Consider the following 15,607-nt stretch of genomic DNA (forward strand, 5'->3'; position numbering starts at 1 on the left):
GTCTTTGCACTGGTGCCCCCGGCAGGATTCGAACCTGCGACACCCGCTTTAGGAGAGCGGTGCTCTATCCCCTGAGCTACGAAGGCGGGGATCTGTCGGAAAACGTGTAGGAAATCGGGGTGAACCCCGCGATGCCAGACACGTCGTCCCAGGATCTTGCGCAGTGCACAGCCAGGGCTGCGCACCGGCGCCAGTGTAGCGGGTGGGGGCCGTAGGTTGCTGTCGGATTAGGGGGATGTGATCTTGCGGCGGCGCGGTGGGGCCCGGGGCCCGCAGCGAGCTCCGCTGGCGGGACCGCGTCGGCCGCAGCGCGGTCAGGCGGATGGGCCCGCAGCCGTGGCGAGGGAGATGGAGTTGATCATCCAGGCGAAGCCGAGGTAGACGAGGAGGGCTGCCTGCGCTCCGTACGCGGGGACGCGATTGTCGCGGTGCGAGTAGTCGAGCGTACAGTTCCCCGATTCGCTGTCCTGACGGAAACCGAGGAGCCTGTCGCCGTAGTCGGTGTTCGGGGGTACTTGGCGCAGATGCTCGGTCCTGTTGAACTTTTTTCGTTTGGTTCTAGGGTCGATCCTCTGGTCTTCCTGTGTTTCGTATACGGGGATGCGCTCGGTGTGCGCTCCTTGGCGGCAGGGGATTTCTACTCTGTGGTAGAAGCGCCAGGTATTTCCCGAGCGCACTTCGAGTTCCCGGACGGGTAGCGGCGAGTACATCGTTTTCCCGTTGACGGTGATCTGCCGCTCGCAGGCACGGCCGGCTGTGGCGTAGATGTCGTGGGTGCAGTCCTGGTAGCGGAATCGGTCGAGTGGGTGCGGCTTGATGCCATCGTGCTGTCTGGTGAAGACGATGATTCCCCGGCGGACGAGTCCGGTCCGGTGGACGCCTCGCCATGCGGTGTCGAAGCTGGCGGCGATGACGCCAGGGGCGCGGTCGATGATCTCGTGGGCGAGACGGAGGGCTACGGAGGCCTCCTCCTCCCTGTCCGGATCTTCTTCGGGAGAACGGTGGCGTGCGCTGTCGACGTTCAGGAACCAGCGGCTGTGGGGCTTCCCGGCGACGCGGGTGGAGAAGGCGACCAGCTTCTTACCGTAGATGCTGTTTCCGTCTCCTTCTGTCTGGATCCCAGCGTCCGGGTCAACGCGATGCCTACGGATTTCTCCGGTCTTTTTGTCGACGCTGAACTCTTCGGTCTGGTCGGAAGGGGGACGGACTACGGTGCCGTCGCCGTTGATGACCTGGCTTCGATCAGGGCGAAGCCAGCTTCCACGGGGTCTCTCCTCAGAAAGGAGTCCCTGTGCGATCGCTTGGCGGATCCACGTGTCCCTTGAGATTTCCCGGAGCCGAGGCAAAGCTCGGATCATCTTCGGCTGGAAGTCCATCCAGTGGTGGCGCTCGGGCCCGGTTTCGGGAAGCAAGTCGGCCTCCTTGTCTCCCAGGCAGTGGCGCACACCTTCGACGACGATTTTCCACACGGAGCCGAGGCGAAAATTCGCCTCGACAGAGCGGGCACTGCTGAAGATCGAGATGGCGGCAACGAAGATGAGGTAGATGTACGGCGGGTAGTGCGCAGGCCGGCCGGCGTTGCCAGAGGTCTTCCGCGGGAAGACCTCCGCGGCCACCTCGTACAGGGCTGGGTTGGCCACGAGGAACGCCAGACGCTCGAGGTCCGGGATGTTGCGGGCCTCGGCTCCTTTGGGCTCGGGCCGGAAACCGACGGGACTGAGTGCATCCTGCGGGACGGCGCCGAGGATCCAGTCCGGTTCCTTCTTCCTCGGCTTGGTCCGGGCGCGCTTGGACGCATTGGCCGGCATGCGCCGACTGGGAGCCGCAGGGTTCACAGGATGCCGTCCTCGGTGGTGAGGGGGCGCCACTGGTAGTCGGCGAGTTGCGCGGCCCGGTCAAGGGACGACAGCCCGAAGCGCAGCGCGACGTCAGCGATCTGGCCGGTAGCGTCGAGGACCTTCCCGGCGAGCCAGCTGGAGACGTCGCGTGGTCTTGCGGATTTGCCATCGGGAGCGGTTCCGCTGCTGCGAACGATCTCACCGAACGCCGTGCAGACGCTGGCCTGCCTGCGGTAAGCGGGGGAATTGGCGATCGTGGCCAGGGAGCGTGGGGCGCCACGGTGCGCGGCCAGGCCGCTGATGAAGTCCGAGCGCAGACGCAGCACTTCGCGAGCCCACTCATCATCGAGAGGGCAGTAGCGGGCGGTGACATGCGTGGCACCCAGCGCCCACACTCGGGTGTGCCCCAAGTCGAGGTCAGTGGTGCTGGTGAAACCGATCTCGCTGGTGTGCAGCCCGGACAGAAGGAGCCCGAGGACGGCGGCGTGCCGTGTATGAGGCATGCCTCGTTCGGAGTGGAAGCGCAGCGCGTCGATGTCGCTGTCGGACAGGACGCCGGTGGGACGTAGTGCGGAACGGGGGATGGGCGGCAGGTCGAGCAGTGGGGCCCGGGTGGTCAGGTCGAGCCGGCGTGCTTCCACGAAGAGGGCGTCGATGCCAGCTTTTCGGACCCGGCGCGTGCTTTCGGCCGGGACGGGAACCATCCGTCCGTGGCGGTCGTGGCCGGGAGCGTCGATGAACCCCTGAGCGACGTTGTCGCTGATGTCGTCCAGGTGGGTGAGTGCAAGGGCCGTGGCGTACAGCAGGAGCCGTTCAGAGGTGGCGATGTAGGACTCGGCGGTCTGGGGGCTGAGGGTGCCGGCCCGTGTTCGCAGGTCCCATTCGTGTACGACTTTACGGAGGGCGGAGCGGAGGGTGGCCCTAGCCATGCGGGCCTCCAGCGGGGTGGCCGGGCCCTGACCACGGCGTACTCATGATCACGGTATTCGCGGAAAAGTATGGGGAGCGCGGTTCAGTCGCGCTACGGTGGTTGATGGCTCTCGCCTTGGGTGAGGGCACGCCAAAGCCCCCTCTCTCGCGGGCGTATGCCTCGCGGGGAAGTGTCGGGTTGCGGTGGGGGTCCGGAGGCGTCTGTACCGGCCAAGGAGCAGGACGCCTCCGGACCCAGTCTTTAGACGTTCGTCGACTGCCTCCTCAGGGGCGCGGCAGTGCTCATCTGGCGGGCCAGATAGTGCGTGTTGAGCCATTCAGCCCGGTCCATGGCGGCGATGTCAGCCAGGTTCCAGGGGGTCAGGAGTGCGGCGTTCAGGACCTCGCCGTGCTTCAGGAAACGGGTCCGCATCGCCGACAGAGTGGTGAGCAGTCCAGTGAGGTGGTCGTGCAGGGCAGCCGCTTCTTCGGGGGTCAGATGACACACGTCACCCAGGTCGAGCTGCCCGGCCAGGAGCTTCCTCGCATCGTGGTCGTGGTACGGCTGCCCTGAGCCGCTATCGGCGGCGCGGCGAGGACCGGGAACGCCGGTGCTCGTCTCCGTGTGTTTGTTTTCCCCATGGCCGGAGCAGCGCTCGTCCTGGCCGGCCCCGGATTCGTACTCCGTGTGGTTCGCCGAGGAATCATCCGCATCCGAGGCGGGTGTCTGCTCGCCCGCCTCGGGAACGTCCTGCCGAGTCTCGGCTTGTTCCGGTTCCAGCTGCGCTTCGGGTTGACCGTCCTCGGCCCTGGAGGCGGGCTCTGCCGCGTCTGCGTGCCACCTGATGTACCCATCGGCTTCCTCCAGGAGAAAGCCGGTTGCGGTCATCAGGTCCAGGAGCCGGTCGACGCCCTGCTCGTGGCCTGCTGTCTTGACCTGCCTGAGGAACTGGAGCCGTAGTCCGGCGCGCAGCCCGGCGCCGTCCGCGAGGCGTTCGCGGGCGGCACGGACGAACCAGAGTCCCTTCCAAGCGTCGTGCAGTGCCCGCTGGCCTTCGTCCGGGCTCACTGACCAGGCGCGCGCGACAGCGACACCCTTCTTCGTGGCACGGTAGGTACCCCGAGGGGGGACGCGCTCGGCCAGTTCGCAATCCAGCAGGAACTTCATCGCGATTCCGACCTGCCACGAGCCGATGTTCGTGCGCTCCTGAATGTCTCTGACATGGCAGGGCTGGGGCATGGACCCGATGGTCTTGATGATCGCGATCTGCCTGTTCACCGGAACCCTGAAGTGAGGCAGTGGTTTGGCTGGTTCGGAAGCTGCCGAACGACTGCTGGCGGTGGGCACGGGTTCCTCCTGGGGCATGCGCGTGGGCGGCGCTTGCGCAGCGTAAGCCACCGCAGTCTTCCTCCGCAGGAAAACTGTCGATCTTGCATGGCGTTGCAAAGCTGCGTGTTTAGGGGCCAGTTGACCAGCACGTCCTCGGCTCCGGCAGCGCAGCCTGGCGAAGGTGGAAGCAAGGGTTCATGCATCAACGGTAGTTAACGACCATGCAGCGATCGTGAATGCTGGCGATCTATGCAGTGGCTCTGAGGGCCGTGCTGTGGTCCGGGTCGGCTGAGGCTTGCCCGGTAGTCGGCCGAGGAGATGCAGGGCGAGAGGGGCACCTGTATCACGCTGGCAGTAGGAGCGTGCTGCCCGTCTTCCAGTGCCAGGATCCCGGGCCGGTTCGGCTGACCCCTGGCAGTGCACCTGCATACTGCGTCCGGGTTGGGGCCATGGCTCCACGCCGCATGGCGTGCGCTGCGCGATGCCCGGCCGGACGCATCCACTGCATGGGCAGCAGGCGGCCTGGGGACTGCTTGCGGCTCGAAGCCTTTCATGGCGGGGAGGGAATCGGTACACGAAATCACGCGCAGTCCTTTCGCTGGTTCCCTTCACCAGGGGGTGCTACATCAGTAGCATGGGTGGGGTGGGTGCGCATTGCGAGCGTGACTCCGCCACACTTGTCAGGTGCCTGGAGGAACGAGACGTGCGAAGAGGCCGAACGAGTTCGTGGGCGGCGGCGAGTGGCCGCATGCCGTGATGCAGGCGCACCGTGGAGCCCTCGTCGCCCAGGCCATCGCCCGCTCGCTTTCCGAGGCCATGGCGGAACGGGGCATCAGCGCCAACGCGCTCGCTCGGAAAAGCGGCGTCAACCGCCAGGTGATCGCGAACGTCCTCAACGGCACGGTCTGGCCGGACATGCTGACCGTGGTCGATCTGGAGGGCGCGCTGGGCGTGATGCTGTGGCCAGTTCACGTGGAGTGGCGCATCTCTGCGCCTGGTGAGGCTCCCGGGGGCTACAACGATGAGGCGGAGGGGGCGTCCTCCGCAGGCTCGAGCGCATCGGACGGCGTTGGGTAAGCAACGGTGCCAGACCGCTGTTGACGGTCGGATGTGGCGGTAGTGGGTGATGAGAGCCCCCGCCCAGACTGCTTGCCTGGCAAGCTCAAGGGGATCAACCGTATCTGCGTCCCGGGCAGCTCACATCACGCCAGCATCGTCTGGCACTCCTCGCACCGCCGCACCGTCTGCCGCACGGTGTTTCCCTCTGTCGCGGTCGCCGGGTAGCTGCTGCTCAAACCGGTCCCAGAGGCCGGTCGGAGGTTCACCTCCCAAGCCCACCCTCACGTCGTATTAGGTGTCCACACGGTAGACGATCTTCCCGTCGAACTCCGCGAACCCCAACGACTTGTAGAAGGCGCGCGCGCCGGGGTTGTCGTGGTCCGTCATCCACTCGACCCGACTGCATCCGGGACGAGCGGAGGCCAGGGCACGGAGCTCGTCCATGAGGCGCGCGCCGATGCCCTGGCGGCGGAGGGTGCCGCGGACATAGAGCTCTTTCAGGAACAGAGAGTGGGAGGAGCCAGCCGCCGGCCAGAGGAACGAGTAGGCGGCGAGCCCGACGAGATCACCAGCCTCGTCCTCGACCAAGAGAGCGGACGCCAATGGCGGGGAGCCGAAGAGGGCCTCCTCCACCTGGGAGCGGCGCTCCTCGAGCGGCTGGATCTCGGTCGATCCGTAGAACTGTTCGATCTCCTCGATCAGATCGGCCACTGCCACGGTGTCGCGCCTTTCGGCGGGGCGGATCGTCACGGTCATCGACATCTCCTGTCGCTCTTTCATCGCTTCACTCGTTCGTTTCAATACGTGATCCTGGCGTGGCGGCACGGCTCGTGGCTACGGGGGCGTCAGCGTCTGAGGAGCCCAGCCGTGCTGGTGCAGGGAGCCCTGAACATGCCGGATGAGGTACTCCAGATCCGCGCAGTAGACCGAGGGGTTTCGGTAGCCGCGGTCGGTGCTGAAGCGGTGCGGTAGATAGCCCCCACCGCACACCTCTACCAGAGGACAGCTCTGGCACTGATCGGCGAGCGCGGCCTTCCCGTTCTGCCGGTGCAGGAGCTTCGGATGGTGAAGGACTTCATCGAAGGACTGGCTGAAGACGTCGCGTCCCAGCCAGGAGGCGCCTTCCTCGACGGACCGCAGGGTGTCCACGCCCTCGATCGTGCCGTCCGACTCGATCACTATGCTCGTCGGCGGGGCCAGGCCGAGGGACTCCACCGAGCTGTGCACCCCGGAGCTCAGCGCCACGATGTCCTCCAGCATCCGCACGCTGTGCCGCTGCTCCGGCCGGGCGAGCCAGGCGTCGTAGACGCGGCTCATCCACAACCCGTACTCGGGCGCACTCGGGTCGTCGCGATGCGGCGGCTCGTCGTGAGTCCCGTGCGGCAGGCCGAAGTCGATCACAGGCGGCTCGAACGACGCCAGGTAGTCGTGGACCTCGACCGGGTCGTTGGCCAGGTCGACGACGGCGAGCAGTCCTGCGAACAGGTGCGGCCGGGACCGCAGGAGTTCGATGCCTCGTACGGCCGAGGCGGCGCTCGATCGCGAGGCGTGTGTCAGCCGGTGGCGGTCATTCGCGGTCGGCGGTCCGTCGAGGCTGACGCCCACGACGACCTCGTACCGCTCGAAGAGGTCCAGCCACGGCTTCGTGAGGAGCGTCCCGTTGGTCTGAAGCTCGAAACGGACCGCCACACCGGCCGGAACACCCTCCTGCACGGCGCCGAGCAGGTCTGCCATGTGCCGGGGGCCGGTGAGCAACGGCTCACCGCCGTGCAGTACGACGTGCACGCTCCGCAGGCCGTGCACCGCTGCGTGCTCACCGATTCGCAGCCCGGCCGCCCGGGCCACGTCCGCACTCATCCGGGCAGGCAGGTGCCGCCACGCCTGGTCTGCGGAGTTGAAGACATAGCAGTAGTCACAGTCGATGTTGCAGCGATTGGCGACCTTGAGGATGAACGACCGGAAGGGGGCGACGTCGGCGCGCGGTGTCATCGAGCGGAACGACTCAAAGAGGCCAGGTCCAGATCAGCGAAGCCTGGTGACCACCCTCGCCTGCGCGGTTTGATGCCGCCTGCTCGGCCGCCAGCCGCTGCCGTACGCGGACGGCGACACGATCCAGGACGGCCGAACCGTTGACGGACTCCGCGACGACGGGCGCCGGAGCATGCGGTGCGGGAACGGGCGTACGTGACGGCATTCGACGCTCCTCGGGACAGTGCAACGGCGATTGAGGCGGCAGACCAGCCCGCAAGGTAGCAGCGCCGCTACCCTCGGCGACATATCGAATCCGGCCACGTGCCCGGCTACTCGGCTCGCGACGCAAGTAGCCGCTCGACGACATCTGCAGCCCCGCCCACGCCCAACCGTCGGTACACATCGAGCGCGTCGCGCAGCGCCCCTTCGCCCCGCGCCCGCTCGCCAGCCGTCCAGTCGCAACGGCCGATCCCCTCCAGGGCCCGTGCCTCCTCAAGCGGGCAGCGGATGTCCCGGGCCAGCCCCAGCGCCTGCTCGAAGAGTCCGCGGGCGGCGGCCCAGTCACCGGAGGAGTGCAGCAGCGTCCCCCGGTGGTTCAGGACCTCCGCCTCACCGCACCGGTCGCCGAGCTCTCGGAGGATGTCCAGACTTCGCAGGAACGACTCGACGGCACCGTCCTGCTCGCCGGCGACCCCGAGTGCCACACCCAGCTCGCCCAGAGCGGCGGCTTCGCCACCACGGCTGCCGAGATCGCGGTACGAGCCCAGGGCGTCATCCAACAGCCGGATCGCCTCCGTGACGTTCCCGTCCAGGCGGTCCAGCACCCCGAGGTAGCGAACGCTGTTCGTGCGGCCGAACCGTTCGCCGAGCTCGGTGAAGTACTCCAGCGCCCGGGTGTGAGCCTCCCGTGCCCCGGTGAGATCGCCGGTCAGGCACCGTACGACTCCGAGCTCGTTGAGGGCGTACGCCTGGTGGACCCGGTCGTCGAGCTCCTGGTAGATGTCGAATGCCTGACGGTGGCGCTGGGCAGCCAGCTGATACTCGCCCAGGAGGCGGTGCACGACGCCAAGGTCCCGCAGTGAGTTGGCCTCCCCGTACCGGTCGCCCAGCTCCTGGTAGATCGACAACGCTTCGGTCTGTGCCGCCACCGCTGTGTCGAACCGGCTGGTCTGCCGGCGCACCATGCCGAGGTCCGCGAGTGCGTTGGCCTGGCCGAGCCGGTCGCCGACTTCCCGATAGAGCGCGAGGGCCTCGGTCTGCGCCTGGGCAGAGGCGTCGTTGTCCGCGGTCATGTACCAGACGATGCCCACCTGGTTCAGGGCGTCAGCCTTGCCTCGCTTCTCGCCGACCGCCTCGTACTCCGTCACCGCCTCGTTCAGTGCCTCGATGGCCTCGGGGTAGGCCGCCATGAAGCGCCGTACGACTCCGAGCTCGGCCAGCGCGTTGGCCAGCGCCCGCCGGTCGCCGGTGTGCCGGGCGGCCTCGGCGGCGGTCCGGTGGAGGCCAACGGCTTGATCCCAGGGCCCGGCCTGCCGCAGGAAGGGCGCCATCGCCGCAGCCATGTGAATCACCAACTCGTGCAGCGCGAGGTCGTTCGCCCTCCGGATGCAGGCCAGGACGTTGGCCCGCTCGTCCTCCAGCCATCCCAGAGCCGCCGTACGCGACTCGATGGGCGGGGTCTCTACCTGGTCGGCGCCGTCCGGAGGATTCGGTGTAGAGGCGCCGTTGCGGGCAATGTGTCTGTTCGCGACAGCGAGGGCGGCCAGGTAGTAGGAGCACACGCGCTGAACGGCATGAACGGGGGTCATGCTGCCTCCCTCGTCGGCGAGACCGCGGGCATAGTCGCGTAGGAGGTCGTGAAGCCGGAACCGGCTTCCGGGGTGTTCCTCGATCAGATGGGCGTCGTAGAGCGTGTCGAGTCCCTCGCGTGCTGCCGCCACCGAGACCGAGCCGAGCGCGGCCCCGGAGAAGGCATCGAGCTCGGTTCCAGGGTAGAGGCCGAGACACCGGAAGAAGTGCTGCCGCTCAGGTGTCAGGTCCTGGTAGGACAGACTGAACGTTGCGGCGACTGCGCGCTCCCCAGCTCGGAGCTCTCCCAGCCGGTCCCCGGCGGTGACCAGACGCGCACGGAGATCCTCGGCGCTCCACGACGGGCGATGGCGCAGCCGCGCGGCGAGCAACGACACCCCGAGTGGCAGGTACCCGCACAGCTCCACCAACTGCCCAAGGACGGCCCGATCGAGCGACTCCGCCGATCGCCCGCTGAGGCGTACGAACAGGTCGACCGCATGCTCCGCCGGCAACGCCTCCACTGGCAGGACCACCTCCTCGTACGCAGCCAGCCGCTTCCGGCTCGTCACCAGCACGAGACAGTCGCTCCCGCCGGGGAGCAAGGGCTCCAGCTGGCGATAGCTGGCTGCGTTGTCGAGGATGAGCAGTGCCTTCTTGTTCGCGAGCTGGCTCCGCCACATGGCCGCCCTCGCCTCGGTGACCGCACCCAGGTCGTCGCCGACAGGGATCCGCTGCGCCGGCACTCCGGTCGCCGCCAGCAACGATGCGAGCGCTTCGGTGGCCTGTACGGGGGGCCTTCCTGTCGTGTGCCCGTTGAGATTCACGAAGAGCTGGCCGTCCGGGAACCGCTCCGACAGCACATGTCCTGCATGTACGGCGAACGTCGTCTTCCCGACTCCTGGCATTCCGTCGATCACATGCACAGGCAGCGCCTCCCCGCTCTCCTGCGAGTTCCGTACGGACCGCACCAGCGCCTCGAGCTCGGCGGTCCGGTCGGTGAACGCGGTGGTGTCGCGCGGCAGGGACCGCAGCACGAGGGCAGCACCCGGAGGCACCGCCCCTTCCTCTGGCTGGGGCGTCGGCGCAGCGCGGCGTTCCGGCGCCCCCGACTCCGACAGCGCGGCAAGCAGCACCGCCAGCCCGACCATGGCCCCGCCGAGCAAAGCGAATGAGAACCAGCCATGCCGCTGCAACCACCCCAGCCACCCGGGCCACTCCGACTCGGACACGGCGTTGGTGACGAGCCCCACGAGCATGGTCGTAACGGCTCCGCCGGCGGCCACGACGGCGACGGAAATCCCCCGCCGGAGCCTCATACGTGGGTCGTCTTGACGGAGCCGGGATTGGTCCGTTCGGGCTGGCCGCCTGTGGCGCGGCACAGCTTTCCAGCTGTAGCTCTGGTCACGAACGCAACCCCCGAATCCGACGCCCTATCGCGCACAAGCGGACCAGCTCTCACGGACCCTGGTCAAGGTCAGCTCCCCGCCACACAGCGGCTCGTATCAGCCAACCTGTGCGTGGCTTCTATGCCGGGCGCACCGACGCCGCCTTCACGTAGCCAGCCAGATGACCAGGTGAATGTGCTGCTGGTCGCCAGCAGAGAGTGATCTTCGGCAATGGGTGTTTAGTCGGCCTTTCCTCCCGGTGCTGCGAAACTTGGATGCTAGTGGCCATCAATCAAGGGGACGCGCCATGGGGGACGTTGAAAGGCCCGAGCTGCTACCGGACTGCGACGTGCCTGCTCGCTTCAGACAGGCTGACGATGTCGTCCAGACCTGTCTCGTCCGGTTGGCTGACGACTCGCTCGGCGAGAACTGGCGGACTTCGAGTCTGCGGGCGTGTGAGATCCGTGGCGGGGCGGCACTGGCGGCAGCGTCGTTCGTGGTCAAGACGCCGGGACCTTGGAACGAGGACTTGCAGCACATCCTGCGCCTGTCCGGGGTTGGTGTCGACCGGCCTTCCTATTCCTCTGCCGAATACGTCGTCGGCCTCTGCTATGTCGCGGGAACCAAGGGTCTGCCGAAGGGCATTCGTCACAGGGCTGCCGATGCCCTGGTGGAGCGTGGGCGTGATGTGGGTTACGGGGAAGCCCGATATCTGCTGCCCCGGAACGGATGGGGCTGGTTGGCGGATGCGGTGCGCCAGGGGTGGGCAGTGTGGACCGCGAACCTCTTCGCCGAAGACGAGACCGCCCCGATGAAGACCCGCATGAGGGTAGGTCTCGCTCTCGCTGAGTATGAGTACCCGGGCTCTTACGTTTCTTCGGCCGTGGAGCAGCTGGTAGCAGACCCGGCCGCCGCGAGTGCGGACCGACTTGCCCTGGCAGTGGCCGTTGCACAACGTGCTCCCAAGGAAGCGGTGAGCCTGCTGTGCTGCCTCGCATCGGACCCGCTCATCCAGGCTGGGCATCGCATGCAGGCCATCCGGGAGTTGGACGAGATCGACATCGTGGCGGCCGAGAAGATGCGTGCCAGTCAGACACGTCTTCCGACAGTCCAGGTGGCGCGGGACCGACAGCGTGAAGCAGCCGAACGGGCTCAGGGGGAAGCAGAGGCCCAGCGAGCCCGGGAGACGCCGGAAGCCGTGGTGGGCCGGCTCGAGTCCGAGGTCGAGGAGATTCTGGGAGGCCTTCGGAGTCGCGGGTCAGCCGATTGGCTGGCTGACGAGCTCGACAATCACCTTGCCGAGAGCGACTGGGAGGGAGTCTCCCAGGACGTGGCGGATATCTGCGGACTGGTTCGTGACGAAGAGGTCGAATCCGCACTCCACCTGCTGGAGGTTCTCACTCGCGTCAGGTACGGCGGCGAGGTGGACCCGGCACCGGACGAAGCTCCCTCGAATGCGGCGGCGGGTCAGGACTTCCCGATGCTTTCCCGGCGGGAGCTGGAAGAGTTTGCGCGGACCGAGGCGGAGCGCTCCTGGTTGGTCTGGAAGGGGCTCGTGGAGAAGCACGGCTGGGACGACGACCCGTCTGATGAACTCGATCACCAATTGCACGAAGTCGACCAGACGGTGGGAGCGGCGCTCTGTCAGAAGGCAGGCGATCATCTGAGGGAACTCTGGAATCACCTGGTGTGGGAACTGTGGCCTGCGTTCGTGGGCGCCGCGGAGGAGAGGGACTACGCCTGTGCCCGGGAGCACCTCGCAACTGCGAGACTTCTCGCGGACGAGGTGCAACACGCCCAGACCCTGTGGCGGGACACGTCGGCCGAGAACTACTCCTTCGACCCGATGACCATGTCGTGGCCCCGTGACTTCTGGCTGGTCATGGAGGACTGGCGCCGGGGCACAGGCAGGCAGTGACGGGCAGGGGTGGTCGGTCGCCTGATAAGTCAAGCGACCGGCCCCCACCGGCGGAGGTTCTCGGGGCCCTGTCGAGACACGTTGGTCAGGGGTTGACAGCCGTACGACCTGCCTCTTTACCCAACTCCGGACCCTGGGGGCGTGTTGGGTTACGAAGGGCGGGCCGTACCGGAAGGCGTGCACCGGCAACCCTCTGAAGCGCGACCCAAAGGCACCTGGCTACCGCCTCCCCTAAAGCAGGCCGCTGGAGGCTGCACCTCTGGGCCCCCGAGCCGTCGGCCCACTCCCGGATGCGCGGCAGGCAGATGAGGAGGGACCTGTAGTGTGCCCGCCGTGAAGAGCGGAGACCTGGTCATAAGCCGACCGAACGACGGTACGAATCAAGCTGGCATCGGAATCGTATGCCTCGTAGGAGACGCACGTGTGGTCGTGGAGTGGTCAGACGGTCAGCGAACAGAGATTCCGCTCCCCGCCTCCTCCGACATCGAGGTGGCGCCTGCCGGCTCCCTACGGCATCGCTCGCTACGAGATGCCGAGGCCCTTCAACGGGAGTTCGCCGAATCTCCGGTCTCCGTCCTGGTGACCCTCCTCGGAGAGCGGGGCGGTACCGCGTCCTTCGGTGACCTGCGCCGGTGGATTGGTGAGTTCGAGCTTGCGGGGGGATACGACAACACTTGGTGGGGCAATGTGCGCAAAGAGCTGGATACGGATCCTCGTGTCACCAAGGTGAGGGGAGGGACGCAGTGGAAACTGCTCCCGGCGGATCGCCTGCCTCAGGAGCACATGCCGTCTATCGCGGTTGCCACGGCTGAGCACGATGACGTCGAGGCAGCGGTGACGACAGAGCCCTGCTCGGGCAGCGCTCCGGAAAGCCCGATGTCCTCGCTTGCGGCGGAACCGGGCGGGACGGAGTGCGCCGTCGGCCTTCTGGACGAACAACCCTCTCAGGCCTGGGTACTTCCGGGTGGCCCGGTGGAGGAGGCCGAGGGCCATCACACGGATATCCATGAGCTGTCCGAGGCTAGCTTGGGCCTATCGTCTGACGAGCGCGATCAGTATGAAGCCGCGCTGAGGCGACAGGAAGCCGCCGCAGAAGAGCTCCGGACGGAACGGGACCGGTTGCGTCTCCGCGTCTCCGATCTGCAGGCCGAGCGCAACCGGTCCGACGAGCAGGCCGGCATTCTGAGGCAGCAGTTCGCGGACGTCTCCTCGACGCTGGTGGAGGCCAATCGGCGAGCTGAGGCCCTTGCCGACAAGGTGCAGCGGAGGGAAGAGGAGCTGCGCCAAGTACGTCAGGCGGGAAGAGCCGTCTCGCAGTCCCAGTTGCGGCAGGCTCGGATGGACGGGCTGCGGGTGCTCGCAGCCGTGTTGGCCGAGGTCGCGGACCATGTGGTTCACGCGGCGGACATGAGCGGATCCGCTGCTGCCGATGCTTTGTACCGCCGGGTCCTGACCCAGGCTGCGGCGGCGAATGTCGCGGATATCGGCGTCGTCGGCGAGGAGAAAGGCTTCGATCCTGTGCGCCATCGGTTCACCACGACCGGATCCGCCGCGCGGGTCGTCGTGGAGCGGCCAGGGTTCGCGTGGCAGCCCGGAACGCCACAGGAGGTCGTCCTGGTGCCGGCGTCGGTTCGAGCCGCCGAGCAGTAGGCATAAGCAAATTCTCGATATTGGCGGAGGGGCGCCGTCTCCTGGGGGCCTCCGCGGGGAGGGGAACATGCGTGGGTGAGGGAAGGCCCCTGGTGGGCATAGATTTCGGTACGGCCACCACACTGGTGACACAGAGGCTGGCGTACGGCTTCGCCGAGACCGTGCCGATCGGAATCAGTACCTCCTGGATCCCCAGCGTGGTCGCCGCCACGACCAGGGGAGAGCTTGTCTTTGGAGAGCCCGCAGAGGCGATCGGTGGTGCCGCCGCCGTGCGGTCCGTCAAGCAGTACATCACCGACGACATGCACGGACCCCTGTCGCTCGGCACGTGGGAGTTCACCCCGGACCGGCTGATCGCTTCCCTGCTCCGGCATGTGCTCCTACTGGCCAAGGCCAACGAGGCCGACACCGACGACGCGGAATTCCGCCTGGCCTGTCCCGCGATCTGGGACGGGCCTCGCCGGAGGCGGCTGGCCCGGCTGGCCACGGAGGCGGGCATCCCCGTGACGGTCGCCGACATCGTCGACGAACCGATCGCGGCAGGTCTGGCCTGGTCGGAGGGGAGCCACGAGCGCGACGGCCGTCCGCCCGAGGGCACCGTTCTGGTCTTCGACTACGGCGGGGGAACGCTGGACATCGCCCTGATGTCCGTGACTGAGGACCTGGACGATCTGGAACCGGAGTTGACGGTCCTCTCGGCACGCGGCGTTCCGGAGGCCGGCGACGCGCTGGACCGACGGATCGCGGCTGACCTGGAGCGAGATCTGGAGGCACTCGGCATGCGCGTCGATCGCCTGCCGGACCCTCGGACCGTACGAGCACTGCTGCTGCTGGCGGCCCGCCGTCTCAAGGTCCTGCTTTCCGACACCCGTTTCGACAGGCAAGGCGTGCCGATTGGCGGTGGTTTCACCTCCTTCCCCATGCTGGAGTACACGCGGCAGCGTCTGGAGAGCGCCTTCCGTCCGCAGCTGAACCGGGCTCTGGAGTTCGTGCGAGCCGCCCTGTGCGAGGCACGGCTGCGTCGTCAGAATGCGCCAGATCTGACCGCTCTCGCCCGGATGCCATTGGAGGAGCTTGCCAGAGACGTCGACTACGTACTCCTGGCCGGCGGGATGTCCCAGATCCCCCTGGTCCGTGAGGAGTTCTTGCGCTTCTTCCCGCAGGCTCAGGTGGAGTACGACCAGTCACTGGAAACTCCGGAGGAGTCGGTGGCGACGGGGCTCGTGGTGCGCTCCGATCGGTATCACCGGCTCAATCTCCCAAGACCAGGGTTCGATCTGGTGCTCGAATGGCAAGGCAGGGACGGCAGGACGTATCGTGAGCTCCTGTATCCGGCGTTCAAGCCGCTCTACTCCGCCGACCAGGTCTTCCGTAGGGAGAGCGACCTAGCCCACCGGTATGACAGCCAGGTACCTGGGCTTACAGGAGACACCACCGCCGCGCTCCGCGCCGTCTCAGTCGACGGCAAGGCCCTCGACTTCGTCGTGGATGGCGTTCCGACACCTCATCTTCCGATCAGTCTCCGACGGTTCGCCAACTTCACGTTCACGCTGAAGGTCTCCGGAGAGATCTACGTCAAGGACTGCGCCTACCGGGAATCGCGCTTCCGGGTGGAGCGGTGGCCGATTCTGCGAGCCGGACAGCGTGATTCCGTGAGCCTGAGTACCGTGCACAACGTGCTCCCGGATCAACGGGCCGTCAAGTTCACCGATCTGTACTCGCACCCTCACCAGTAGGCGTGAGGTGGAGTCCGCTG

General features: G+C 67.0%; 11 protein-coding genes and 1 tRNA gene. 4 read left to right on the forward strand and 8 right to left on the reverse strand.

The window, feature by feature from the left end:
- Positions 1-10: 10 nt before the first annotated feature.
- The 4 genes from ABZZ20_RS24530 to ABZZ20_RS24545 form a co-directional block, all read right to left on the reverse strand.
- Positions 11-86 (reverse strand) — tRNA-Arg (locus ABZZ20_RS24530).
- A 228-nt stretch (positions 87-314) separates the two neighbouring features.
- Positions 315-1,808 (reverse strand): hypothetical protein, encoded by a 1,494-nt coding sequence (locus ABZZ20_RS24535; RefSeq protein WP_356872944.1) that lies wholly within the window; start codon positions 1,806-1,808, stop codon positions 315-317.
- A 23-nt stretch (positions 1,809-1,831) separates the two neighbouring features.
- The gene (locus ABZZ20_RS24540) at positions 1,832-2,767 is read right to left on the reverse strand and encodes a hypothetical protein (RefSeq protein WP_356872946.1); all 936 of its coding nucleotides are present in this window, start codon (positions 2,765-2,767) and stop codon (positions 1,832-1,834) included.
- A gap of 242 nt (positions 2,768-3,009) precedes the next feature.
- Entirely contained in the window at positions 3,010-4,026 is a 1,017-nt protein-coding gene (locus ABZZ20_RS24545; RefSeq protein WP_356872948.1) for a hypothetical protein, read from the reverse strand.
- 777 nt (positions 4,027-4,803) lie between these two features.
- Here ABZZ20_RS24545 and ABZZ20_RS24550 point away from each other — a divergent pair.
- Positions 4,804-5,154, forward strand: a complete 351-nt coding sequence (locus ABZZ20_RS24550; protein ID WP_356872950.1) for a helix-turn-helix transcriptional regulator — start codon at positions 4,804-4,806, stop codon at positions 5,152-5,154.
- A gap of 273 nt (positions 5,155-5,427) precedes the next feature.
- Here ABZZ20_RS24550 and haaN read toward each other — a convergent pair whose 3' ends face one another.
- From haaN to haaT, 4 genes are all read right to left on the reverse strand, one after another.
- On the reverse strand, positions 5,428-5,892 hold the full coding sequence (haaN, locus tag ABZZ20_RS24555; protein WP_356872952.1) for a cyclophane-containing RiPP N-acetyltransferase HaaN: 465 nt from the start codon (positions 5,890-5,892) through the stop codon (positions 5,428-5,430).
- Positions 5,893-5,970: 78 nt separating this feature from the next.
- Positions 5,971-7,125 carry an FxsB family cyclophane-forming radical SAM/SPASM peptide maturase gene (locus ABZZ20_RS24560; RefSeq protein ID WP_356872954.1) on the reverse strand — a complete coding sequence of 385 codons (1,155 nt, stop codon included), beginning with the start codon at positions 7,123-7,125 and terminating at the stop codon, positions 5,971-5,973.
- A 13-nt stretch (positions 7,126-7,138) separates the two neighbouring features.
- A complete protein-coding gene (haaA, locus tag ABZZ20_RS24565; RefSeq protein WP_356872956.1) occupies positions 7,139-7,510 on the reverse strand; it encodes a HaaA family cyclophane-containing RiPP peptide in 372 nt (123 codons plus the stop codon).
- Positions 7,437-10,214: a cyclophane-containing RiPP biosynthesis TPR protein HaaT gene (gene haaT, locus ABZZ20_RS24570; protein WP_356872958.1), complete on the reverse strand. Its 2,778-nt coding sequence runs from the start codon at positions 10,212-10,214 to the stop codon at positions 7,437-7,439. The genes haaA and haaT overlap by 74 nt, the downstream gene beginning before the upstream one ends.
- A gap of 376 nt (positions 10,215-10,590) precedes the next feature.
- Here haaT and ABZZ20_RS24575 point away from each other — a divergent pair, with 376 nt between their 5' ends.
- The 3 genes from ABZZ20_RS24575 (at position 10,591) to ABZZ20_RS24585 (ending at position 15,587) form a co-directional block, all read left to right on the forward strand.
- Positions 10,591-12,201 carry a hypothetical protein gene (locus ABZZ20_RS24575; RefSeq protein ID WP_356872960.1) on the forward strand — a complete coding sequence of 537 codons (1,611 nt, stop codon included), beginning with the start codon at positions 10,591-10,593 and terminating at the stop codon, positions 12,199-12,201.
- Between the two features lie 423 nt (positions 12,202-12,624).
- Complete coding sequence (locus tag ABZZ20_RS24580) at positions 12,625-13,851, forward strand: hypothetical protein (RefSeq protein WP_356872962.1); 1,227 nt, start codon at positions 12,625-12,627, stop codon at positions 13,849-13,851.
- A 71-nt stretch (positions 13,852-13,922) separates the two neighbouring features.
- Positions 13,923-15,587, forward strand: a complete 1,665-nt coding sequence (locus ABZZ20_RS24585; RefSeq protein WP_356872964.1) for an Hsp70 family protein — start codon at positions 13,923-13,925, stop codon at positions 15,585-15,587.
- Positions 15,588-15,607 lie beyond the last annotated feature (20 nt).

The sequence above is a fragment of the Streptomyces sp. NPDC006430 genome, assembly GCF_040612395.1.
Classification (GTDB): domain Bacteria; phylum Actinomycetota; class Actinomycetes; order Streptomycetales; family Streptomycetaceae; genus Streptomyces.